The 23981-nt window shown below is 42.2% G+C and carries 24 protein-coding genes and 1 pseudogene; 9 read left to right on the top strand and 16 right to left on the bottom strand.

All coding sequences use genetic code 11. The features are described 5' to 3' along the window. Nucleotides 1-13 precede the first annotated feature (13 nt). The 14 genes and pseudogenes from Q0081_RS01255 to plsY all read right to left on the bottom strand — a co-directional run bounded on the left by Q0081_RS01255 (nucleotide 14) and on the right by plsY (nucleotide 15634). Entirely contained in the window at nucleotides 14-733 is a 720-nt protein-coding gene (locus Q0081_RS01255) for a LytTR family DNA-binding domain-containing protein (protein WP_298348389.1), read from the bottom strand. A 155-nt stretch (nucleotides 734-888) separates the two neighbouring features. Further along, nucleotides 889-2469: a sensor histidine kinase gene (locus tag Q0081_RS01250; RefSeq protein ID WP_298348388.1), complete on the bottom strand. Its 1581-nt coding sequence runs from the start codon at nucleotides 2467-2469 to the stop codon at nucleotides 889-891. Nucleotides 2470-2658: 189 nt separating this feature from the next. Further along, entirely contained in the window at nucleotides 2659-3582 is a 924-nt protein-coding gene (locus Q0081_RS01245; RefSeq protein ID WP_298348387.1) for a sugar phosphate isomerase/epimerase, read from the bottom strand. A 2-nt stretch (nucleotides 3583-3584) separates the two neighbouring features. Next, nucleotides 3585-4445, bottom strand: a pseudogene (locus tag Q0081_RS01240) (Rpn family recombination-promoting nuclease/putative transposase). Between the two features lie 170 nt (nucleotides 4446-4615). Continuing rightward, nucleotides 4616-6523: an amidophosphoribosyltransferase gene (locus tag Q0081_RS01235; protein WP_298348386.1), complete on the bottom strand. Its 1908-nt coding sequence runs from the start codon at nucleotides 6521-6523 to the stop codon at nucleotides 4616-4618. A gap of 137 nt (nucleotides 6524-6660) precedes the next feature. Next, nucleotides 6661-7944, bottom strand: coding sequence for a UDP-N-acetylmuramoyl-tripeptide--D-alanyl-D-alanine ligase (gene murF / locus Q0081_RS01230; RefSeq protein WP_298348384.1), 1284 nt, complete (start codon nucleotides 7942-7944; stop codon nucleotides 6661-6663). A gap of 130 nt (nucleotides 7945-8074) precedes the next feature. After that, nucleotides 8075-8773 carry a membrane or secreted protein gene (locus tag Q0081_RS01225; RefSeq protein WP_298348382.1) on the bottom strand — a complete coding sequence of 233 codons (699 nt, stop codon included), beginning with the start codon at nucleotides 8771-8773 and terminating at the stop codon, nucleotides 8075-8077. Between the two features lie 138 nt (nucleotides 8774-8911). Continuing rightward, on the bottom strand, nucleotides 8912-9838 hold the full coding sequence (locus tag Q0081_RS01220; protein WP_298348381.1) for an AraC family transcriptional regulator: 927 nt from the start codon (nucleotides 9836-9838) through the stop codon (nucleotides 8912-8914). 187 nt (nucleotides 9839-10025) lie between these two features. After that, entirely contained in the window at nucleotides 10026-11183 is a 1158-nt protein-coding gene (locus Q0081_RS01215) for an acyl-CoA dehydrogenase (protein WP_298348379.1), read from the bottom strand. 86 nt (nucleotides 11184-11269) lie between these two features. Continuing rightward, a complete protein-coding gene (fabG, locus tag Q0081_RS01210; protein ID WP_298348377.1) occupies nucleotides 11270-12004 on the bottom strand; it encodes a 3-oxoacyl-ACP reductase FabG in 735 nt (244 codons plus the stop codon). Between the two features lie 105 nt (nucleotides 12005-12109). Beyond that, a complete protein-coding gene (locus tag Q0081_RS01205) occupies nucleotides 12110-12568 on the bottom strand; it encodes a MaoC family dehydratase (protein ID WP_298348375.1) in 459 nt (152 codons plus the stop codon). A gap of 10 nt (nucleotides 12569-12578) precedes the next feature. After that, nucleotides 12579-14195, bottom strand: a complete 1617-nt coding sequence (locus Q0081_RS01200) for a M28 family peptidase (protein ID WP_298348373.1) — start codon at nucleotides 14193-14195, stop codon at nucleotides 12579-12581. Between the two features lie 51 nt (nucleotides 14196-14246). Further along, the gene (locus tag Q0081_RS01195; protein ID WP_298348414.1) at nucleotides 14247-14867 is read right to left on the bottom strand and encodes a rhomboid family intramembrane serine protease; all 621 of its coding nucleotides are present in this window, start codon (nucleotides 14865-14867) and stop codon (nucleotides 14247-14249) included. 122 nt (nucleotides 14868-14989) lie between these two features. Next, entirely contained in the window at nucleotides 14990-15634 is a 645-nt protein-coding gene (gene plsY / locus Q0081_RS01190; RefSeq protein WP_298348371.1) for a glycerol-3-phosphate 1-O-acyltransferase PlsY, read from the bottom strand. Nucleotides 15635-15765: 131 nt separating this feature from the next. Here plsY and Q0081_RS01185 point away from each other — a divergent pair, with 131 nt between their 5' ends. The 9 genes from Q0081_RS01185 to Q0081_RS01145 all read left to right on the top strand — a co-directional run bounded on the left by Q0081_RS01185 (nucleotide 15766) and on the right by Q0081_RS01145 (nucleotide 22100). Next, nucleotides 15766-16476, top strand: a complete 711-nt coding sequence (locus Q0081_RS01185; RefSeq protein ID WP_298348368.1) for an SDR family oxidoreductase — start codon at nucleotides 15766-15768, stop codon at nucleotides 16474-16476. Between the two features lie 88 nt (nucleotides 16477-16564). Next, a complete protein-coding gene (locus tag Q0081_RS01180) occupies nucleotides 16565-17473 on the top strand; it encodes an ROK family protein (protein ID WP_298348366.1) in 909 nt (302 codons plus the stop codon). A gap of 45 nt (nucleotides 17474-17518) precedes the next feature. Further along, entirely contained in the window at nucleotides 17519-18067 is a 549-nt protein-coding gene (dcm, locus tag Q0081_RS01175) for a DNA (cytosine-5-)-methyltransferase (RefSeq protein WP_298348364.1), read from the top strand. 115 nt (nucleotides 18068-18182) lie between these two features. Beyond that, entirely contained in the window at nucleotides 18183-18449 is a 267-nt protein-coding gene (locus tag Q0081_RS01170; RefSeq protein ID WP_298348362.1) for a hypothetical protein, read from the top strand. Between the two features lie 20 nt (nucleotides 18450-18469). Then, nucleotides 18470-18688 (top strand): hypothetical protein, encoded by a 219-nt coding sequence (locus Q0081_RS01165; RefSeq protein ID WP_298348361.1) that lies wholly within the window; start codon nucleotides 18470-18472, stop codon nucleotides 18686-18688. Continuing rightward, nucleotides 18678-19313: a hypothetical protein gene (locus Q0081_RS01160; RefSeq protein WP_298348359.1), complete on the top strand. Its 636-nt coding sequence runs from the start codon at nucleotides 18678-18680 to the stop codon at nucleotides 19311-19313. Before Q0081_RS01165 ends, Q0081_RS01160 begins: the two co-directional genes overlap by 11 nt. 40 nt (nucleotides 19314-19353) lie before the next feature. Next, complete coding sequence (locus Q0081_RS01155) at nucleotides 19354-20475, top strand: glycoside hydrolase family 130 protein (RefSeq protein ID WP_298348358.1); 1122 nt, start codon at nucleotides 19354-19356, stop codon at nucleotides 20473-20475. Between the two features lie 50 nt (nucleotides 20476-20525). Next, nucleotides 20526-21215 carry a DUF1080 domain-containing protein gene (locus tag Q0081_RS01150; protein WP_298348355.1) on the top strand — a complete coding sequence of 230 codons (690 nt, stop codon included), beginning with the start codon at nucleotides 20526-20528 and terminating at the stop codon, nucleotides 21213-21215. 3 nt (nucleotides 21216-21218) lie between these two features. Continuing rightward, nucleotides 21219-22100, top strand: coding sequence for a tyrosine-type recombinase/integrase (locus Q0081_RS01145; RefSeq protein ID WP_298348354.1), 882 nt, complete (start codon nucleotides 21219-21221; stop codon nucleotides 22098-22100). Between the two features lie 66 nt (nucleotides 22101-22166). Here the strand turns inward: Q0081_RS01145 and Q0081_RS01140 are convergent, their stop codons facing one another. Together Q0081_RS01140 and Q0081_RS01135 are read right to left on the bottom strand one after the other, a co-directional pair. After that, nucleotides 22167-23249 carry a PepSY domain-containing protein gene (locus Q0081_RS01140; protein ID WP_298348352.1) on the bottom strand — a complete coding sequence of 361 codons (1083 nt, stop codon included), beginning with the start codon at nucleotides 23247-23249 and terminating at the stop codon, nucleotides 22167-22169. A 105-nt stretch (nucleotides 23250-23354) separates the two neighbouring features. After that, nucleotides 23355-23852 carry a cation diffusion facilitator family transporter gene (locus tag Q0081_RS01135; protein ID WP_298348350.1) on the bottom strand — a complete coding sequence of 166 codons (498 nt, stop codon included), beginning with the start codon at nucleotides 23850-23852 and terminating at the stop codon, nucleotides 23355-23357. Nucleotides 23853-23981: the final 129 nt, after the last annotated feature.

Genomic DNA, 23981 nt, shown 5'->3' with positions numbered 1-23981 from the left:
AGGAGAGTTGAATTTATTTCAAATGCGAAGTACTGTAATTGGCCCCAATCGGAATGAGCTGATTTTGAATACATACTTCGTATCGGTCAAACCGTTCAATTTTGTCTTTGGCTACGATGTAGGAGCGGTGAATCCGTACAAAACGTTCTTTGGGTAATAAATTTTTAGCTTCGCTCATGGTCATGCGAGAGGCAATTTTTTGCTGTTTGGTGACAAAAACCACATAATTTCCTCCTGCTTCTAAATACAAAATATCGTCCAACATTACCCGGACTTGCTCGTAGCTGTTTTTAACAAAGATACTTTCCAAAGCAGTAGGTGTGGGTCCGCTATTTAGAACCAACTCACGCTTGCTTTCGTCTTGCGTAGCTCCGCTTCTGATTTTCAGTACTTCGTTGGCTTTGGTACAGGCTTTTAAGAATCGGCTGAGGGCAAATGGTTTGAGCAAATAATCAATCGCATCGAAGTCGTAACTCTGCACGGCATGTTCGGCGTAGGCCGTTGTGAAAATGACCAAAGGGGGATTGGAAAGTATTTTTAAGAATTCAAGTCCCGAAATGTCGGGCATTTTAATGTCCAAAAAAATCAAATCTACCGCTTCTTTTTGGAGAAAATCCAGTGCTTCAAAAGCGTCCTGAAAAGTTGCTTTCAGCTCCAGAAACGGTACTTTCTCGGCAAAAACGCGTACAATATCAAGTGCTTTGGGTTCGTCGTCTATCGCGATGGCAATCATTCATTTAACCAGTTTATAAACAGTTAAAATTAAGAATTTATTGATTCTTAATTCTTACAAAGTAATTCATCTTGATAGAATTGATTTTGGTCACTGTTACCATTTATGCACGTGCCAAACGACTTTGGCAGTAAGTTCTGTTCAAATAAGGTCAGTCAAACGGGCATTTGATTCGGTGAAATTTTTGATACCATTCGCCGCGACTTCTTGGCCGATTGGTCAATCACGAGATTCACCGAAAACTCTTTTTCGGTACGGTGAATTTGAAGCTGATGGTTTTTAGGATAGAGCAATTCAAGACGTTTTTGAACATTGACCAACCCAATTCCGGAAGAGTGTTTTTCGGGGTCTTCTTCGTGGCGCGGGTGTAGGCTGTTAAAAACGGAAAAATGAAGTTGGTCCTGTTGGCAGTACAATTTAATGTAAATCCAGGATTGATTACGCAGACTGATGCCGTGTTTAAACGCATTTTCCACAAAAGGTATCAGCAACATCGGGGCAATACTCCGAAGGCAAAGCGTATCGTCTAAGTCCACTTTTAACTCCAGTTTATCAGTTTCTGTTAGCCGAAGTCGCTGTAAATCAATATAGTTTCGCAGATAGGTTACTTCCTGTTGTACGTCAATTTGGTCTTGATTATTTTCATGCATCATAAAGCGCATCATGTCCGACAGTTGCTGAATCCCCTGTGAAGTCCGTTCAGCTTTTTCCTCAATGGCTGTGGCATACAGCGTGTTCATGGCGTTGAACAAAAAATGCGGATTGATTTGGGCACGCAGGGCGGAAAGTTCGGCTACATTGCGGTTGAGGTTGGTTTCCAGCGGCTTCACCATAAACTGGCGAATCAACGTAACAGCAACTGCTCCCAGCCAGGAAACCAGCCAAAATGCAAGAATATCTCCTACATTGGAGCCATACAAGTAATTTCGAAATGAGTCATGAAGCAAAACCAAAACTATACTGCTGCCGAAACTAATAGCAAAAGTAGTTAACAAGATCAAGAAGGCTTGGCGATTCTCATGACTTTTACGAAAAGTAAACGTTCTCCATCTCAGCAGGTTGTGATGATACAAATAAGCGTGAAGAAATGCGCCCTGTACCCAAATCAAACCGGGGATAAGGAACAAATTAAGCGCCGTGATTTGGGAAGCAATCCACAGCACAAATCCAATAAATGCCAAAATGCTGCCATCTTTAATGACTTTTTGGTTTGGGTTGGGATCCGTTTCCGGTTGTTGCAGCGCCCATTGATAGGCCTGAGAAAGAAGAGTGTATAAGGACAAAGCCAAGAACAGACCACCACTGAGTAAAGCTAAGTTTCTGAGGCGAAAAGAAGACCAAATTTTCGCGCCAATAATTTTGTAATTTATATCGTGTCGAAAATCAAGTCCTTCCCAGAAATACAAATAACTCCAAGCTCCCGTCAGCACAACAATGCCAATCAATATCCATCCAAGCGCGAAAAAATTGAGATTATTGGGCCAATATCTTGGAATAATGACGTAATTCAGCGCGTACCAACTGCCATACAAGGTCAGGAAAACACTCAGGATAGGCCATAGCCCATTCATTACCCAATCGTAGCGGAGTAAAATACGATTCTGTTCAAGGGCATCAATGTGAAACCACACGCGTGAAAAATTGTGGTAATCAGTGGCAAGTGTGATTAATAAAAACAATGCAACCAGGGCCGTAATCACCCAAAATTCGATTTGACGGAAGCGTTGAAGAGTCATAGGTTTAGTCAGGATTTTGTTATGCAGAAAAAAGAAAAATGGCTGTTAATGGGTATTTGATGGCTCAAAGGTACCCGTAGCGCTTACCCCAATGTAAAAACTGTGACGAATGTTCTGATAAATGGGACAAAAAACAAACCCTGACAGCGTTCCAAACGCTATCAGGGTTTAAATCAGAAAAAATAGCTATTACGTCAATGAGATACCCGTTTCTTTCGCTACTTTCATAACATACAATCGTGCTTCGTCGTATTCTTCGGCAGTACGCAGGTGTTCCAGCATCAAAGGCACTTCGCGTGGCAGCGCTGTTACATTTCGCAGGTAAGCCGCATAGTCCATACTTCCCCGCCCAGGCATGGTTTCGGCAAAATGTACATCTTTTCCCACGACATCTTTGGCGTGGCAAGACACGATCCACTTCCCAAGCTTTTTGAAAGTATCGTTAATCAATGCCGTATTTTGATAAAACCGTTCGGGAGAATTGATGATGTTGGCAATATCGACGTGGGCCGCAAAGGCTGGTCGGTCAATGGCTTTAATGAATCTCAGGCAGGAATCGGCATCGTTGGGTAAGCTCCAACCCATCATTTCTAATGCAAATTTGGTCGTTTTGGGTTTTACGGCGTCAATTACTTTGCGGCAGTTTTCGACCGTGGCATCAAAATAGTCTTTGGTCAAATTTCGTGCATCTGGTCCGTCCCAGTGTTTGGGATTGTACGAACCCGCAATATCAATGCAGGTCAATGCGCCAATTTCCTCCGCCAATGCCAGCCGTTCGGTAACGTAATCGATGTTTTTCTTTCGTTTTTCGGCGTCTTGGTCGAGCATATTGACCCACGCGCCTACTTCGGCAATAATGATATTCTGCTCCGCAAACGCTTTCCGAATGGCCTGGATTTTAGCTGTTTCTCCCACTTTTACCGCAGGTACATAAGCAGCACTGTACCCCAAACGTCGATGCTCTTTCGCCAATTCTACCGGGTCATCGCTTTTTAAAAAGATAGGGCCACCCAAGCGCAATGAATTCGGCGCCAACCTAAATTGGGGTAATAGCGCAGTACCGGCCAATAGCGAGGAAGATTGAAGAAAGCGGCGGCGGGAGAGGGGTTTCATTTTTATGTGTATTTTTCCAAAATTTCCTGTACCTGTTCAATTGGCAATTTAGCAGATTTGGAAATGACATCCGTTGGAACTCCATTTTTCCAAAGTCCAATCACTAATTCTTCTTCTTTTGCTTTTACAGCACTTTTTACGGCACTTTTCACTGCGTTTTTTATTGCTTTATCGTATTTAGCACGTTCATCTTCTTCGCGCATAAAAACATAATCGTAGGCATCTAATTCTTCCTGTGTCCACGTTTGAATATTGGCTTCTTCATAGGCTGATTTTAAGCCCGCATCGTGGATGTTTTTAGGGATAACTTCCAGATTTTCAGCATTTTTTATAAAATACACCCATTTTTCCGTCAGGGTTTTCAATTCAGACAACTCTTTGTTGAATTTAGGAAGTTCGATGTAGTTAAATTCGACGTCTTTAATAGTCTGTTCACCTGTCTCAATATCTCGTACCTGACTGCGGCTGATGTAATTTGGATTTTGAGTATGCTCAAAATCAAGTATTCCAATGAAAATAACCGGTTACAGCTTTCTATAAAAATCGCCCCGTTTTATTTGATCTGCGTAACTTTTAGAGGTATAATACAATACTCTTTTGTCAAAACCATCTATGTCAGCCACCTGCATTTCGATAATAAACGAACGGCCCATATAGTCGGTTGCTTTGACATCAATGATTGTTACCTTGCCTCCTTTTAACTTTGGAAGCTGATAAGGATTGAGAATGTTTACTTTGGTAATCCGTTGATTTCCATGAAAACCTAAAATTGCATTTAGGAAAGAGATAAGAGTTTCTTTTCGGTTTTCATTGCCGAAAACTTTCCGAAAAGCGACGTCGTTTTTTACATCTACAAATTTCATAGTACCATTTTACTTTTAACAAAGTTACATCCAAAAATGCTAAAACTGATTTTTAATGATACACAATTGGAATTAGGTAACAAAAAATAGTGAAGGCAAACAAAACAAAAAGCCCTGTCAGTATTTTTGCTGACAGGGCTTTACGATTAACGGATAACCGTTAACGATTATTAATAAGCTCTTACCACACCGCGTCCTTCGTAGAAATTGACGTAGGCTTTGTTTACTACGCGGTTTCCGCCGGGAGTTGGGTAATTGCCCGTAAAATACCAATCACCACTGTGATGTGGACAGGCTTTGTGCAGGTTTTCTACCGTTTGGAAAATAATGGAAAGTTCTGCTTTTAAATCTTTCGGACGAACAATGTCAGCTACTTTGCGCGATACTTCCTCGGGAGTAAAACGCTCAAACAGTGCTTTTACATAATTTTGGTTCATGGCATTTCCTGTTTCAAGCGCAGCCACGCATTGCGCGTAGATTTCGTCGCGGAGATTATCTAAACCGCGCTCTTTCAGAAGCAATAATGCCGCACGGAACGCTACAAAATCTTTCACTTTCGACATATCAATTCCGTAGCAGTCGGGGTAGCGAATTTGCGGCGCCGACGATACGATAATAATTTTCTTAGGACCTAAACGGTCCAATAGACGCAAAATGCTTTTTTCCAACGTGGTACCGCGCACAATGGAATCATCCACGACCACAATCGTATCTACGCCTTTTTTTACAACTTCGTAGGTCATGTCATACACGTGCGAGACCATTTCCTCGCGCGATTCATCGCTGGCAATAAACGTGCGCTGTTTCACATCTTTGGACACCAACTTTTCAATGCGCGGACGGAAGGACAAAATCTTGTCAAGTTCTTCCGATGAATGATTGCCGTCCAAGACTGCTTTTTTGCGTTGTTTCGCCAAATGCTCTTCCACGCCTTCTACCAAACCAAAAAAGGCAGTTTCGGCGGTATTGGGAATGTAAGAGAAAACGGTATTTTCGAGGTCGTAATCAATTTCTTCCAAAATTTGCGGAATCAGCAATTTACCAAGCATTTTGCGCTCATGGTAAATATCTGGATCGGAAGCACGGGAAAAATAAATACGCTCAAAACTGCACGAACGTTTTTCGAGCGGCTTCAGAATTTGGTGTTGGTCGTATTCGCCGTATTTATCAATAATCAGCGCATGGCCGGGCTTGATTTCCTTAATGTCTCCATAATTGGCGTTAAAGGCAGCCTTGATGGCCGGTTTTTCGGAAGCTACAACCACTACCTCATCGTCTGCGTAATAATACGCTGGACGAATACCCGAAGGATCGCGTACCACAAAAGCCTGTCCTGAGCCCGTCATTCCGCACATGGCAAAACCGCCGTCGAAATCACGGCAGGAACGGTGCAACACGCGTACCATGTCCATGTTGTCTTCAATGACGTCAGAAAGATCGGGGTTTTCGTAAATTCCTTTGAAACGGTCAAAAACGCGTTGGTTTTCTTCGTCCAAAAAATGACCGATTTTTTCCATGACCGTTACGGTATCTACACGGTCTTTGGGATGCTGCCCTAACGAAACAAGCTTGTCGAAAAGCGTGTCCACGTTGGTCATGTTGAAGTTTCCTGCTACCACCAAGTTGCGGCTTCGCCAGTTATTTTGGCGTAGCATAGGGTGGCAGTTTTCGATTTCATTGGCCCCGTGCGTGCCGTAACGCAAGTGTCCCAACCAAACTTCGCCCGTAAAAGCGACGTTTTCCTGCAACCATTTGGCATCGAAACGAAGGTCTTTTTGTTCGCCTTTCAGTTCTTTGAAAGCCTTTTTGAATTTCTTCTGGACTTTCTGAAAAATTTCAGCGACCGGTTGGGCATCTACCGAGCGGTAGCGGCTAATATAGCGACTACCCGGAGGTACCTCTAATTTGATGTTGGCCACACCCGCGCCATCTTGGCCGCGGTTAACCTGTTTTTCCATCAAGGTGTGTAACTTATAAACTGCGTAAAGGGGTGTGCCGTATTTATCAATATAATATTGAAACGGCTTTCGGAGGCGAATGAGGGCAATCCCACATTCGTGCTTTATGACGTCGCTCATCAGGGAGTGTGAAGTGTTGACGATTTGTTAACACAAAGTTAAGAGATCGAATTCCAAAACCTTGTGTTAATTTTTTAAGAAAGTTTAAAAACTCGGGATAACTACCTTAAAATACGGTCTTTACGTCCCCAAACTGCTTACAGATAAGGCACTACGGTTTCCAATCCCATGCCCCGTGAGCCTTTGATCAGTACGTGTGTGTGGTGTTGGGGATGATCTACAATCCAATTATGCAGTGAAAACTTATCAGGAAAGTAGTAGGCTTTGGGTAAGGCAGGCAGCGCATCTTTTATCAATTTTCCTGCTAAAATCACGATGCCGAATTTCTGTTGGGCTACCAGTTTTCCCAGTGCCAAATGTTCTTCGGGAGATTCTTCGCCTAATTCAAGCATATCGCCCAAAATCACCATCTTACGCTCCGCTTCAAGTTTGCCGAAGTTTTCTATCGCTGCCGCCATGGAAGATGGGTTGGCATTGTAAGCATCCATAATCAGCGTATTGGTGCCTTTTTGAATGATTTGAGAACGATTATTGGTTGGATTGTAATCGGCTACGGCTTGGTTGGCATCGCTGTCAGATACTCCAAAATAGGCTCCAATCGCCAAGGCGGCCGCAATATTTTCAAAATTATACCTTCCCGTCAGGTGGGTTTGAATGGTATTTTCTTCGGCAGTTTGGTAGCTTACAAAAGGAGAGCTTTCGAGCATTTGGGGGGCGTCGCTATTGGATAAATAAGTGACAGATTCCTTAAAATTACGCTCCTGTGCCATTTCCAAAAGCGTTGAATTCGCTGCGTTCACAAAAACCTTTCCTCCCGAGCCGGCCAACCAATCATACAATTCCCCTTTTCCTTTGCGCACTCCTTTGAGCCCTCCGAAACCTTCTAAATGTGCTTTGCCAATGTTGGTAATCAATCCGTGAGTAGGCTCGGCAATGCTGCAAAGCAGTTCGATTTCTTTTTGATGATTGGCTCCCATTTCAACGACGGCCATTTCGTAACTTTCGTCAATTGCCAACAAGGTCAGCGGAACACCAATGTGATTGTTGAGATTACCTTTGGTGGCGTAGGTTTTGTATTTTTTGCCTAAAACTACCGCTATCAATTCTTTGGTAGTGGTTTTTCCATTGGAACCGGTCAGACCTACTACTGGAATAGTCAGCTGTTTGCGGTGGTAGTGAGCCAATTGCTGCAAGGCTTCTAAGCTGTTGTCTACCAATAAATAACGGTTGTCCACAGCAAAATCTGGGTTATCCACAATCGCATATTTTGCACCCTTTTCCAGTGCATCTTTGGCGTATTGGTTTCCGTCAAATTTATCCCCGCGAAGGGCAACAAAAAGACAATCTTCGGTAATTTGTCGGGTATCGGTCGAAACGCTATTGCAGGCACGAAAGCAATCGTATAATTGAGAAATCGTCATTCGAAGCGGGAATAATTAGTGAATGAGTGATTGGTGAATGAGTGAATTTTAATACAATTCATTGTGAATGAGTAACTAACAAATTGGTCTACTATTGACTGTGACCTGTAAACTGCTCGCTGTGAACTGGTTACTGCTCTTTGCTCCAGACTTCGTAAATCTTGGCTCCTGCGCTGCTGAGGCCGCTGTGGTGCCAGTCTTTTCCGTCCTTGAGTTCGTAATCAAACGTTAAAGAAGCCCCTACTCGGTTGTTGTCACGGCTGAAAAATTCAATCGTTTCGGTATATTTTCCGTCTTTTATCGTGTAGGTGCCTCCCCCTGTACCTGAAAATTGTTTGGTTTCGGGGTTAATGGCTGCCCACTGAAAACGCGTACCTGTCAAGAGTTTGATGGTTTTACGCGCACCGCGTTGCATGGTGGTAACCGTACCTTCGTTGCCCATGCGCCCCGTAATGCGATAGTTGGCGGCGGCGAGGGTATTGCTGCCATCTACCTGTTGCCAATCGCCCAAGCCCTCCACTGATAATTTGTTACCTGAAATAGTAATTTTATAACTCATCGTCTTTCCTACTTTGGAAGTATCTGACGAATTGAACTCACTTTTGTAGGTGACAGTGCCGCCGTTGAGGTTGTAAACTCCCCCTTCAGTATATAAAAACTCCTTCTTTTTGTATTGGGAAACCATCAGGTAATCGCCCGAACAAATTAACGTCGTTGTTTTTCCGTCAGAAGAAGTTTGCTTCCAAGCCCCCTTGAGTTGACAGAATGCGTGTGAGACAAAGGCAAGGCTAAGCACAAAAATCCAAGACAAATGCAAGTGCTTTTTCATGTGTAACAAGGTTTTAGTTTTCGGGGCAAATTTAAACCAAAACCCATGAGAAACAATAAAGCAACCTACATGAGTAAGTTGCTTTATTCATCAATCAATTTTTCACTTGTTAATCCTTAGTCCGATGTATCGAACCGGTTAAACGTTCATTAGTGATTCTCTGCGGCGCATTTTGCCGGCAGGAATTCCAAACATCATTTTGAAACGGCGGCAGAAATAGGCCGTATCTTTATAACCGACTTCAGCACCAATGGCGCGAATGCTTTTTTTAGAGGTTCTGAGCAGCGTAACCGCTTCTTCCATGCGCTGATACTCAATGTAATCCTGAGGATTGATTTGAGTCAACATTTTGAAGTACTGACCTACGTAATCTTCCGAAACATTGGCTACGTTAGCTAATACTTTGTTGGACAAATCACCTCCTAAATTATCTTTGATGTACGCAAAAATGTCAATCAAACGAGGATCTTTAAAGTAAGTACTGTTGGTAACAAGCTGTTCAACAAACAATTTGTTTTTCAAAATATAACGTATAACCTCAATCGCCAACTCTTCGGTTTTGATTTTGATAATGCGTCCGCGACCCGGTGTATCGTTAAAATCTTCCTGGAGGATTTCGCCAATCAACCGCGCCATGTAGGAATTGTTCTTGATAATAAAAGGAGGGATGTCCAACGACGTAAAGAAGTTGACCGAGTCAAACACCTTCGCATCAAAAGCAACCAATCCAAATGAGTGAGGAATTTTCCCAACCTGCGACGAATCACGCAAGCTGTCAAAGTACAATTCACGGCGAGTCAGGAATTCTTCGTTGCTCACTACCTTGGGTTGTACATTATCACCGCTGCTGTAAGTTACGGTAGCATGTTTTCCTCCGGGAATAAAAAGCATATCGCCGACTTCAATTTTTTCATTGGCAAATAATACTTCTCCATCATAAAGAATCATCAATGAGTTTTCGACATCGTAGAAATTCTTAATGGTAATGGTTTGCAACATGCGGATGTGACGAGCTTTGATAAACTTCACGCCCAGGGATTCGATGATTTTATTATAATCTTCCATTTGATAATGGGTTAATTCCTTCTTTGTTTATTGACTGAAATTCCGTTGTTCCTATAAAATTTGTACAAAACTAATAATTGTACAAATCTAATACAAGTGTGGAATTTTTTTCAATATAAAAAAAAGTACGCGAATCCTGCAAAGAAACGCGCACTTTTTTTTTGAAAAACGTCAAAAATTGGATTATTCAGGCTTTTTGTAACTCACGGGCTATCACCAATTTTTGTATTTCTGAGGTACCCTCATAAATTTGAGTAATCTTGGCATCACGCATAAGGCGCTCTACGTGAAATTCTTTTACATAGCCATAACCGCCATGAATCTGCACCGCTTCGGTGGTAGCCCACATCGCTACGTCGGAAGCAAACAGCTTGGCCATGGCCGCTGCCTGTACGTAATCTTTGTGTTCGTCTTTGAGTCGGGCAGCTTTATAAACCAGCAGTCGGGCTGCTTCAATCTTGGTGGCCATTTCGGCTAATTTGAACTGAATGGATTGGTGTTCAAAAATAGGTTTTCCAAATGTTTTACGTTCGTGGGCGTATTTCAAAGACAACTCCAGTGCTCCTGACGCAATACCCAGCGCTTGCGCTGCAATACCAATCCGTCCGCCGTTGAGCGTACTCATGGCAAATTTAAACCCAAAACCATCGGCTCCGATGCGGTTTTCTTTGGGTACTTTCACGTCCGAAAACATCAACGAGTGGGTGTCAGAGGCGCGGATTCCCATCTTGTCTTCTTTTTTACCAACTACAAAACCATCCCATCCTTTCTCGACAATTAAGGTGTTGATCCCTTTGTGACGAAGTTCGGGATGAGTTTGCGCCATCACTAAGCATACTGACGAAATACCTCCGTTGGTAATCCAGTTTTTGGTGCCGTTCACTAAATAATAATCTCCTTTATCTTCGGCAGTAGTATGTTGGGAAGTGGCATCCGAGCCCGCTTCCGGTTCTGATAAACAAAAAGCACCTACAATGTCGCCCGAAGCAAGTGGGGTAAGGTATTTGCGTTTTTGCTCTTCCGTCCCGTAGGCTTCCAATCCATAACATACCAAAGAGTTATTGACAGATACTATTACGGAGGCAGAAGCATCCACTTTGGAAAGTTCTTCCATCGCTATGACGTACGAAACTGTATCCATACCGCCGCCACCGTATTCGGGTGATACCATCATTCCCAAAAAACCCAACTCGCCCATGCGTTTGAGTAGTTTTGGGTCAAATTTCTGTTCGTTGTCGCGTTCTACAATTCCCGGCAGCAGTTCGTTTTGGGCAAAATCGCGAGCGGCCTCCTGTACGGCCAAATGTTCCTCGGTCAGATTGAAGTTTAAACCTTCTAATACCATTGTTTTTGTGTGATTGAGAAGTGTATTGTTTTACTTGACTTTGGGTCAAATGTACAATTTTCAAAAAAGGTATGCAAGCATACTTTCTAAGCAACTCCACCATTCACACTCAAGGTATGTCCATTGACATAGCCGGCTTCTTCAGAAGCTAAATAAAGATAAGCATTGGCAATATCTTCTGGTAATCCCATGCGCTTCACGGGAATGCCTGCCACGGTCTGATTTCTGACTTCTTCGGGAATCAAATCCGTCATTTCGGTTTTAATAAAGCCCGGTGCTACGGCGTTGGCTGTGATATTGTATTTCCCCAATTCTTTGGCCCAGGTTTTTACCATTCCGATGATGGCGGCTTTGGTGGCTACGTAGTTGGTTTGCCCAAAATTACCCGTTTGCCCCACGACCGACGATGTACAGATAATTCGACCGTATTTTTTCTCTACCATGTAAGGGACAATGGTTTTGGTACAATTGAATACTCCATTGAGGTTAATATCAATCACTTGCGCCCATTCTTGGTAGGACATTTTAAGCAAAGACTTATCGCGAGTAATGCCGGCGTTGTTGACCAAAATGTCAATCTGGCCATAGCGTTCAAAAATGTCACGCGCCGCAGCTTCAACGGCAGGAACGTCTGTAACGCTTATTTTTACAAATTCAGCCGAAAATCCTTTGTCGAGGAGTCCCTGAGCAGTTTCTTCTCCCGCATCAAGCATATCCCAAATAATAACTTTTGCTCCTTCGCGGGTAAAAATTTCGGCCGTTGCTTTGCCGATTCCGCGGGCACCGCCGGTAATGATGGCAACTTTATTTTCTAAACGCATTTCAGTTGGTTTTTAAGTGGTTTGGAACACGGTAAAAGGAATTACGGAAAACGGAGCGGATTCATAACTACTTTCTCCGTACTCCGTTTTTCCAGTCTTCATTTTTTATTCAAACATCAAACTGATCATTTCGGCTACACAGGCAGGTTTTTGGCTTCCTTCCAGTTCAAATACGAGCGCTACCGTTGATTTTATACCTTTGGGTTGTTGGTCTTCCACCTCTTTCAGCGTGGCGTGCATCCGTACGCGGCTGCCAGTGGGAACGGGAGAGGTAAAACGTACTTTGTTTGTGCCGTAATTAAGCCCCATTTTAACGGATTTGACCTGATAAAGCTCGTACATGAACTTGGGAGCGAGCGACAGCGTCAAAAAGCCGTGGGCAATGGTGGTTTTAAAAGGTGAATACTTAGCGGCCATTTCGGTATCGACGTGAATCCACTGATTATCGCCCGTCGCTTTGGCAAAATCATTGACCATTTCCTGAGTAATAGTGACCCATTCAGTTGTGCCCAATTCCTGCCCTACGTGGGCACGAAAATCGGTAAGGTTATCGAAAAAAAGCATGATTAAAGGTTTAGGGTTTATTGCTGTCCACTTTGATACGCTCGTTACGGTTGGATAATTCCCACGCGGTATGAAACACCAACTGAACAATTTTGGACTGTTTGTCAAACATGATTTTCTCTACATCGTCGCCCGGGCGGTGGTAATCTTCGTGAACTCCCGTGAAATAGAAAATGACCGGCACTTTATTTTTGGCAAAATTATAATGGTCGGAGCGGTAATAAAACCGGTTAGGGTCGGTTGGGTTATTGAAGGTATAGTCCAACTTGTAGTTGACGTATTTTTCATTGGCGCCTTCACCAATGGCGTGCAGTTCTGACGAAAGTTTATCAGAACCAATGACATACACATACTTAGGGTCATCCTTATGGGCGGCATCTACGCGTCCAATCATGTCAATATTAAGGTCACAAATGGTATTTGCCAACGGAATTACCGGGTTGGAGGTATAATATTCGGAGCCCCATAGTCCTTTTTCTTCGCCCGTTACCGTCATAAACAAAATGCTGCGACGTGGCCCGTGACCTTCTGCTTTCGCTTTAGAAAACGCTTCAGCCAATTCAAGAATAGATACTGTTCCCGAACCGTCATCGTCGGCACCGTTGTTGATTTGACCATCTGCCGAAATACCGATGTGATCTAAGTGGGCCGAAATAACGATTACTTCGTCTTTTTTATCCGTACCTTCCAGAAAGCCCATGACGTTTTCGGTCATGACAATGTTGTCTTTGCGTTCGGCTTTGAGGCGAACAGTCTGTTCAGCAATGGTTCCTGTGGCAGGTGGTTGCCCTTTTTGAGTAATGGCTTTCTGAATTTTTGCTAATTTTTTCTCTTTGATTCCAAGCAAATCCAAGGCCATTTTTCGCGAAATGGTAAAAGCTGCATTTCCGCTCACTTTTTCAGTATATGGCTTCATGGAAAGGCGATTAAATCGCTGATTCATAGCTCCGCGTTTAGCTACCTGTTGGGTAAATTCATCGCCTGTCAAATCAGAAACTATCAAGACATATTTTGCTCCTTTGGCAGTCGCCAAACTTACTTTTCGTTGCCAAGACATGTTATCGCTGCTCCATTTGGAAGCTTTCTCATCGCCCGAAAGCAGGAATTTGCCACTTTTGTCTTTCGGTTCTCCTTCCAAAAACACTACGGCTTTGCCTTCTACATTCAGATTTTTATAGTCATCATATTTGTCGGATTCGATACCATAACCCGCAAATATCACGGGGACTTTTTCTTCCGAAAGTACATTGAGTATACCGCTCAAATAAAAATCGTGCTGTAGTTCATAGCGCTGATGTTCGGTAGCAAGATACACTTCTCCCCAACTTTTTTGGTAAAGTGCGTAGGGCTGGAAATACGATTTTTGACCATCTGAAGTAGGAACAATTGCCTGTAAGCCAACGGATTTGAAAAAGTTGGCCACGTAATTAGCCGCCTTTTTTTGTCCGCGCGAACCGGTATCCCGTCCTTCGAGACTATCGTGAGAAATAACGCGCAGGTGTCGTTCGAGGTCTTGTGGGGTAATGCTTTGGGCGTATTGGATGGATACATCCTGCGCTTTTGCGGGGGTAAACAGTAGGCAGGAAACCGCTAAAATCGGTAATGCCCCAAAAATGCGTTTGTTCATGATTTAAAAGATAATGTTTAGAAAATAACGATTAGCGTAGGCCAAAAAGTCTTAAAAGAGTCTCCAAGAAGCAATTTGGGCAAAGAAATTAGGAACAGTTTCGGGCAAAATAACGGCCATAAAAAGAATTCCGAAAATGGCACCGTAGATGTGCGCATCGTGATTGACCCGGCCCCCCATCTTGCGGGCTTCATAAAATGAGTATGCCAGATAAATGAGCCCAAAAATAAACCCGGGAATACAAATAGCGAAGTACAAACATACTTTTTGCAAAGGAGCCAAGAGGATAAAGGCGAACAAAAGGGCGGATACACCTCCCGATGCACCGAGCGATTTGTAACCGCTGTTTTTGCGGTGTTTCAAAAAAGTAGGAATATCCGAAACCACAATACCGGCAATGTAGAGGGCTAAATAATAAAAAGTCCCAGTGGGGCCGAAGATTTGACCCAGAAACATTTCCATGGCTTCTCCAAAAAAGTAAAGGCTGAACATGTTGAAAATCAAATGCCCAACGTCGGCGTGAATGAAGCCGGATGTAACAAAACGGTAATATTCATTGTATTTGGAAACCCGGACGGGATCCATGACCCATTTGTCAAGCAAAGAAGGGTTTTGCCAGGCATACCAACTGGTACCAACGGTGATAATAATGAGAATGAGTGTGAGAGAAATTGCTGACATTGTAGTTCAAATGTTTGCTGATTGGAATGTAGATTAACATTCTAGCACAAACATAATGGAACTGCGGTAAACTGCAAACGTTCCGGCGCAAAGGCAACTTGCAGCAACTCAAACTATTTATTTCGCCGCCGTCGTAGATAGACGCGGCTTTCGTTACCGTTTAGGAGACGAACAATGTTTTTTTGATGGGTAAGTACCACAATAGCAAACAAAAGGAAGCCAAAAACAATCAGTAAGGTGCTGGCTTTTCCGAAAATTCCCAAAACCAAAATCATGGGAAATGCAAAGGCCGCGACCATTGAACTTAGAGAAACGTAATGTGAAGCTAAAAATACCAGTACAAAAATGGCGATACAGACAGAGGCAACCTGCGGGTCGATGGCCAGAATCATCCCCAACGATGTGGCAACCCCTTTTCCACCCTTAAAATTTACAAAAATAGGATATAAATGCCCTAAAATAGCGGCTGTTCCTAATAACAGCTTGAAAGTAAGGATTTGAGAAGAATCAATTGCTCCTAAAAAGAATAAAATGCTGGCCAATTTTGTCGCTGTCCATCCTTTTAAAACATCAATGAGCAGAACAATCGTACCGGCACGTTTGCCCAGTACTCGAAATGTATTTGTTGCGCCCGAATTACCGCTGCCAAACTTACGAACATCAATCCCAAAGTAAGCTTCACCGTACCAAATGGCGGAGGGGATAGACCCCAACAGGTAAGCAGTTACAAAGGCCAAACACACATGCCAAACATTCATTGATGAATTGTCAATTTTTTAAGTTTGAAAAAAATGATTTATGAGTTAAAAATAGCTTTTTTGGAAGAAAAAGCCAACAAAAGTAAAACATTATCTTAACCTTTGTTTAACGAAAATAACATTTTTTTAAGATGAACCCGATTGTAATTGTCAGTGGAGGTACCAAAGGGATTGGAAAAGCGACGGTTGAGCAATTTATGGCTGCCGGTTTCGATGTCGTTACGTGTGCCCGTAATGAGAACGACTTAACAGATTTACAAAAAGCACTTCAAGAGCAATATGCTCCTGCCCGTCTTTATGTAAAAACCGCCGATATGGCGGTAAAAAAAGAAGTGGAAGCCTTCGTTGATTTCATACAGGAATTAAACCGACCCGTGGAGGTATTGGTCAATAACACAGGACTGTTCGCTCCGGGTCAAATCTACAACGAACCTTCCGGAACGTTGGAAAGTATGATTGAAACCAATCTGTACAGTGCTTATTATCTCACCCGTGGCGTAATTGAAGGAATGATAGAACGGAAGAAAGGGCATATTTTTAACTTATGTTCAACTGCCAGTATCACTGCTTACACCAACGGAGGGGCTTATTGCGTCTCTAAATTTGCATTATACGGAATGACCAAAGTACTGCGTGAAGAACTCAAACCTCACGGAATCAGAGTAACGGCGATATTGCCGGGAGCTACGTTGACTGCGAGTTGGGAAGGAGTAGATTTGCCGCCGGAGCGTTTTATTCAGGCAACTGATGTGGCCAAAATGATTTGGTCAGCTTATAATTTATCACCCGGTGCAGTGATTGAGGAGATTTTGATGCGTCCACAATTAGGAGATATTAGTTGATTTTAGGAATTTTGGCCCGAAAATTGGTAATTTGCGAGCTACCTATCCTTTTAGTATTTAATTCACTGATAACGATTTATAATCACCAATGGAACATTATTTGGGCATAGACGTTGGCGGAACTAACGTCAAAATGGGTGTCGTGGACACTGAAACTGGTCGGATTTCTAATTTTTATAGTCACGATACTGCCGGCTGGCGCGAATTAGGGCATTTTGAAAAACACTTGGGCGATGCCATTTCAGTTCAACTTCACGAATATCCCAACATTACCAAAGTAGGAATCGGATTGCCGGGGATGATTAATCGTAAACGTACCGTTCCCCTCGAAATCACGGCTATTCCGGAAATTGATAATGTACCTTTGGTTGACTATTTGTCGAAACGTTTTGAAGGCGTGCAATTTTATTTAGAAAACGACGCCAACGCGGCAGCATTAGGCGAGTTTTATTTTGCCGAACAGAAAATCAACGAAAATTATATTTTTATTACGCTTGGAACGGGAGTAGGCGGTGCTGCTATCATCAATCGCAAAGTGTTTGTGGGCGGCGACGGTAATGCGATGGAGCCGGGGCATATTCCGTCACGGAATGGTAAAGTGCTGGAGCGTAATATTGGTAAAAAAGAATTGCTTGATTTGGCCAATGTTATGCGCAAAGCCTACAAAGGAGAAACGGCGCTTCCTGATGATGGTTCCATTTCAACTACAGGGCTTGTAGCCGCAGCGGCGGAAGGAGATGAGTTGGCCCTCCAAATCTGGACGGAAGTAGGCGAAATGCTGGGTGATGGTCTGGTAGCTATGATTCGGATTTTGGACATTAAATTGATTTTGATTGGCGGAGGTTTGTCGGCTTCTTACGATTACATCATTCCGGCCGTAATGAAACAACTCAACTATTGGTTGACACCCTACTATTTGAAAGACCTCGAAATCAAACGGGCTACTCTTGGCAATGATGCCGGACTTTTGGGAGCGGCTTCGTTGTGTTTTGATTAAAAATGTTTTAGCAGTACTAAATAAATATTACTCAAAATCAGTGAAATGGTTAAATACAGCGAATTAAGAGAAAAGCTTGGTTTTGAAAACATGAATGGGAGTGCGGAAAATTTGGCATATTTTACGCACTTCCTTTATAATCACGAGAATGAGTTGTCAAAATCTTATGAGATAAGAGCAAAAGAATATTTTGATGAAGTAGCCGACAAATTAAATTTAGTAGAAGAGCCTAATATTCAACAACTTCTTCCCCTTAATTGGGATGTGCCGTTTCCAGCTCCGCAAAATCCAGACTTTACTTTTATCGACCTGTTTGCTGGTATTGGCGGTTTTAGAATACCTTTTCAAGAGATTGGAGGCAAATGTGTTTTTACGTCTGAGTTTAATTATCATGCTCAACGTGCATATGAACTGAATTTTGGTGAAATTCCATTTGGAGATATTACCAAATTGGATTTAAATATTGTACCTGACCATGGTGTATTGTGTGCAGGATTTCCATGTCAACCTTTCAGTATTTCTGGAAAAATGAAGGGCTTTGAAGATACAAGAGGTACACTTATATATTATGTCCTTCAAATTAGCTTTAACTAATACTAAATCAAATAAGATATGGGTTTTTGTTTTTGTAAAACATTGATTTTTAGATAGTTATGTAATAAATTCGTAGCTTACCTTTACGACAGAAAAGTCAAAATTAGCAAAAGTTATGCTTAAATATCAGTTTTTCCCTCGCTCAGTTGGTATCTCAGAAGAGATAAAAAATGTTGTAAAATGCTTTGAATTGGTATATGATGAAATAAAATCACCTGAAAATAATTTAGATAGTGATGGTGTTTTAAAAAAGATATCCCCCTATTTACAAGCATTAAATTTTCAAGTAGAGATTTCAAAAAAAAAGAAGATAAAATCCCGGTTCCAGTTCTTTTTGGTCTTAATAATAAAATTGACAAATATTTTAGTGCAGACGCATTAAGTGCAGATGGGAAAATTGTTTTGGAAGTAGAAGCAGGTAGGGCAGTGGTTAATTATCAGTTTTTAAAAGACATTTTTCAAGCCTGTATGATGTATGGGGTTGAATATTTAATAATCGCTGTCAGAAATGATTACCAAAAGAAAGACGATTTTCAAAAGGTGTGCGTTTTTTTAGAAACATTATATATCAGTAATAGATTGAGTTTACCGCTAAAAGGAATTTTAATAATTGGATATTAAAATGGTTTCGGATAATAGTAAAATAGATTTTGCAAGACCTTATGATCTAACTTGTGATGGTCTCACAGAATTGCTTAATAACCATTTTCATTCCGAGTATTTGGAAGAAGGAGCTTCTCGTCTTCCAACACTTGCCTTATATGCAGTTTATCAATGTTTGCTAAGCGAAGTTAAACGTTTTGAAGGCAAAAAATTGCAAGCGATAGAAAGTCATACCTCAGCAGACAAGCGTAGTGGAAGAATTGGCGATATTGACATTGTTGATGAAAATGAAAGACCTTTTGAAGCCGTTGAAGTAAAACATGGTATTCCTATTTCTTTACAGTTAGTTAGAGATGCTTTTCAAAAGTTCGTAACGAGTCAGGTATCAAGGTATTATTTGTTATCAACTGCCGATATAAATGAGGCAGATAGGGATGCAATTCGACAAGAAATTGAACGAATTAGAAATGTACACGGATGTCAAGTAATAGTAAATGGTGTTATTAAGTCACTCAAATACTACCTCCGTTTGTTGTCCAATACCTCCGAATTTATTCATAACTACGTGACTCTTCTTGAAAATGATGCTGCTTTAAAATTTGAGCATAAAAAACGCTGGAATGAGTTAATAGCGAATGGGTAAGTTTCATATTGATTTTACATTTCTAATCTACGATTTTCAGATGAAAAACCTACTCTTACTCCTTCTTCTTGCCCAACTTACTTTTGCTCAGAAGCAACAGCCTTGGATGATTGGGCCTTTTCGGAAAGCAGACGCTGCTAACCCGATTCTGGAAGCTAAAGCTACTACCACGTTTAAATGTCCATTACGCGGTGAAACGGTCAATTGGGAAGAGAAAGACGTCTTTAATCCGGCCGTAGTGGTGCGAAACGGCAAGGTGTATATGATTTACAGAGCCGAGGATAAAGTAGGTAAGTACGCAGGAACATCGCGTTTGGGATTGGCAACAAGCAATGACGGTATTCATTTCAAACGTATGCCCGAACCCGTGTTTTATCCTGACAACGACTTCATGAAAAAATACGAGTGGGAGGGAGGCTGCGAAGACCCACGCATTGTTGAGACCGAAGATGGGCGTTATGTAATGACGTATACAGCGTACGATGGAGACTTGGCCCGTCTTTGTGTGGCTTCCTCAAGTGATTTGATCCATTGGCAAAAACACGGATTGGCTTTCAACAGTTTTATTAAGGGTAAACGCGATTTTTGGTCAAAATCAGGAGCAATTGTGTGTCGGAAAGTGGGCAATAAATTCATTGCGGCCAAAATCAACGGGAAGTATTGGATGTACTGGGGTGATCAAGCCCAACTTTATATTGCTACTTCTGACGATTTAATTAACTGGTATCCTGCCACGCGACCTAATGACCCCGCTTATAAATCATTGGATGTTTCGGACGTAAACTGCATTCCGGTAGCAACTACCCGTAACGGAAAACACGACTCCCGTTTGTTGGAATCCGGGCCGCCGGCTTTTTTGACGAAAGATGGTATTGTTCTGATTTACAATGGAATGAATTATAACCAAACGGGCGATGCAAGCCTTGCCGAAGGAACGTATGCGGCCGGCCAGTTTTTGTTTGATGCCGAAAATCCCGTCCAATTGAAAGACCGTTCAGAAAACTATTTTCTGAAACCGGACAAGCCTTACGAAATCGTCGGGCAAGTGAATCAGGTGTGTTTTGTGGAAGGTTTGGCTTCTTTTAAAGGAAAATGGTTTCTATATTACGGAACCGCAGATTCGAAGATTGGAGTAGCAGTTGCTAAGAAGATAAACGAGTAAATTTTACCTGTGTATTCCCTTTTTTGTTAAACTAAAAACTACTTTTAAACATGAAAAATAGCGGTATTTTATTGACTGTTTTTTTACTTGGCTTTCTTACCTGTTCTTACGCCTCTAAACCGGGTCCGTGGAAAAATCTTTTTGACGGAAAATCCACTGCGGGTTGGCATAGGTACGGGAAAACAGGCACTTCCGGCTGGATGGTGATGGGAGGCTCATTGATGACCCACGGCAAATCCGGTGACCTTGTGACAGATGAAGAATTTGAAAGTTTTGAACTGGAATTTGATTTCAAAATTCCACCTAAGAAGAACAGTGGTGTGATGTATAAAGTCATAGAAGACCCTAAAAATCCACCCTACTATTCAGGCCCGGAATACCAAGTGATTGATGATGAAGGCTATCCTCCGTTTAATGACAACGGGAAAATGGTGACAATCAACGATAAACAAAAAACGGGAGCTAACTACGACATGCAGGCGCCAAGTAAGTGGGTGGCTAAACCTGCCGGTGAGTGGAACAAAGCAAAAATTGTAATCAACGGGAATCATGTGGAACACTGGCTTAATGGCGTAAAAGTGGTTGAGTATGAGTACGGCAGTGATGCCTGGAAAGCGCAATTGGCTAAAAGTAAATTCACCAAATGGCCGTATGCCACGCCTCGCGCTAAAGGTAAAATTGCATTGCAGGACCACGGCGACGAAGCTTGGTATAAAAACATGAGAATAAGAACGTTATAGATCATGCTTGAACAATTTCTCCAACACCTCGCCCACGAAAAACGGCTCAGCCCGCATACACTTACCGCTTATGGGAAGGATTTAAAACAGTTTGCTGAGTTTTTGGAGAAAACATACAACCTGAAAGACCTCGACAAAGCCGACTTTCGCATGATACGCGGATGGGCGGTGAGTTTGGTAGAGGCAGAATTACACCACCGCAGCGTGAACCGAAAACTGGCCACGCTGCGGTCTTTTTATGGGTATTTGTTGCGGTGTAAAGTAATAGCTGCGAATCCTACGTTGCGGGTTTCGGCCTTAAAAACCGATAAACCTTTGCCGATGTTTGTGGAAGAAAAGAACCTGCAATTGATGTTTGATGAAGTGACTTTTGCGGATGATTTTGATGGGATTCGCGACAAATTGGTCATGGAATTGCTCTACGGAACAGGAATGCGTTTGGCCGAACTACTGACATTACGCGACAATGACCTGAATTTTTATGACCAAACACTAAAGGTGTTGGGCAAACGAAATAAAGAGCGCATCATTCCGATTTACAAGGGATTGGCCGATTTGATTAAAAACTACCAAAGCATAAAACGGGAAAATTTCCCTAATGCTTCCACCAATGTACTGATTCTGACCAATAAAGGTGAACCTGCCTATTCTGTTCTGATTCAGCGAATTGTAAATAAATATTTGTCGGCTGTTACGTCTCTTCAAAAACGCAGTCCACACATTCTTCGACATACGTTTGCTACTCATTTGCTCAATAACGGTGCCGATTTGAATTCCATCAAAGACCTGCTTGGGCATAGTAGTTTGGCCGCTACGCAGGTGTATACCCACAATACGATTGAGAAATTGAAAAAGATTTATAAACAGGCACACCCGAAAGCTTAATAATGTATAAGGGCTAAAGTGTAGTGTGCAAAGGGACAAAGCCTTTTACATCGTTTATCCTCCAATTTACTTCTTTTTCAGCCAAATAACGAATCCCGTAATCGAAAGGGTAGCCAAACACAAGCCGCCGAAAGCGTAGATGATTTTGCTCCAAATTCCTCCATATTGGCCGTAATGAAGTTGTTCAAAAGAGCGCTCCATAGTTTGCTCCAAATCGCCGTCTTCGCGGTGAGTTATGCCTTTAAGTGCCGCTGATTTGCTGTCAAACAAAGCACTCGAATTAAATTCTCCCAATAAACGCATACTTTCAGAACGGTCGCCGGATACTGAAAGTGACTCATCGACTTGTGGATAAGTGATCAATTCAGGAATAAAACCGGCTATGTTTTGGGCAGCAACACCCGTAAATTGGTCAAGTGAATACGTGATTCGGGAAACAGGCGGAGGGGGTATCATGATACTTTTTTCCACCGGTTGCGGAGTTTCCCCTTCTTCGCCCAGCATTCGTTCTATTTTTTCCCAGTGAAAAAAAGTGCCTGTCCCGCCCATAAGCAGTAAAAACAGGCAACTGCTTACCCCGATTAACTTATGTAAGTCGGCATTAAAGAGATACGTATTTCTGTTTCGGACTCCTATTTTAAAAACTTTCAGCAACGATTTTCGATAATACCACAATCCGGACAGTACTGACTCTAACAGAGCCAAACCTACCACAAACAGGAACAGGTGACCAAATTCTCCCGCGGTGAATTCTTCGTGCCATTCAAGCACATTCTCCATAAATAGTTCTTCACTTTTACGAACTCCGTTGATTTGATTGGTATAGGGGTTCCAATACACCCATTGCCGTTCATTATTGAGCGTCATTTCAGTAACCACTGCGTGGTCGGGATGGGACGTATTCAAAATCGTTTCCTTTAAAATCGCTTGTGGATATATCTGCTTTAGGGTGGAAAGCATAGAATCTAACGGAAACCTTTTTTGAGCAGGCGTTACTTTAACTAATTCAGGGGCTGTGGCGGCATCTATCTCGTCGGAAAAAAGCAATAGGATCCCGGTAATACTTAAAAACAGGGTAAAAACGCCTACAAATATACCCAGCCACTTATGCCAGGCGAAAACAGTTTTGTCGGATAATTTAAAATTCATTGGGTGTTAGGTTTTGAAAATTGTGGAAAACAATAGTACAAAAAAGCTGTATAAATTCGTCTATTGCAAGGAGTGAAAGTGAAAAGACCGTAATCAGGTAGTCAGTCAATCGGCTTCTACAAAATGTTTTTGGTTTTTGGCTAAATTGTGGATGCTCCAGTCAATGTCTTTTTTAAAAACACTTGAACGTGCTGAACAATCGCTCAACCGGCAGTATTTGCAACATTCAGGCAGGCAGGGATCTGCATGGATAAAAAGCTCGACGTGCCCTACATTGTTGGCTTCGAGAGCATGTTCAAATTCATGAACCGCTTCGTGTACCTGTCTTAAATCCCAATAATAGGGCAAGGTTAAATGACAATCAACGTGTAAATCAGAGCCGTATTTTTGAATGCGCATGTGATGAACATCAATCCAGTAGTCTTTCTTGTGATTATTAAGAATATCCACTGCGTGTTCAAAAAGTTCGGGGTCGGTTTCGTCCATCAAAGCAGCTACCGAGCCGCGAATCAGTTGGAAACCGTTGTAAAAGATGACTAAGGAAAGTACCAATGAAGCGGCGCTGTCTATCCATTGGATTTTAGTGACTATCAACAAACCCAACCCTACCAAAATTATACTTAACTCACAGAGGTTTGCAAAACCAATTTTGGAGTTTTGATGATTTGAAAGTTTGTATTTATCAAAGATTTTAATTTATCTCTATAGCTGCCAATATCGGCAAAAAAGTCT

Source organism: Runella sp., assembly GCF_027484545.1.
In the GTDB taxonomy this organism is placed as follows: domain Bacteria; phylum Bacteroidota; class Bacteroidia; order Cytophagales; family Spirosomataceae; genus Runella.
This window is presented reverse-complemented; position numbering and strand designations above follow the sequence as displayed.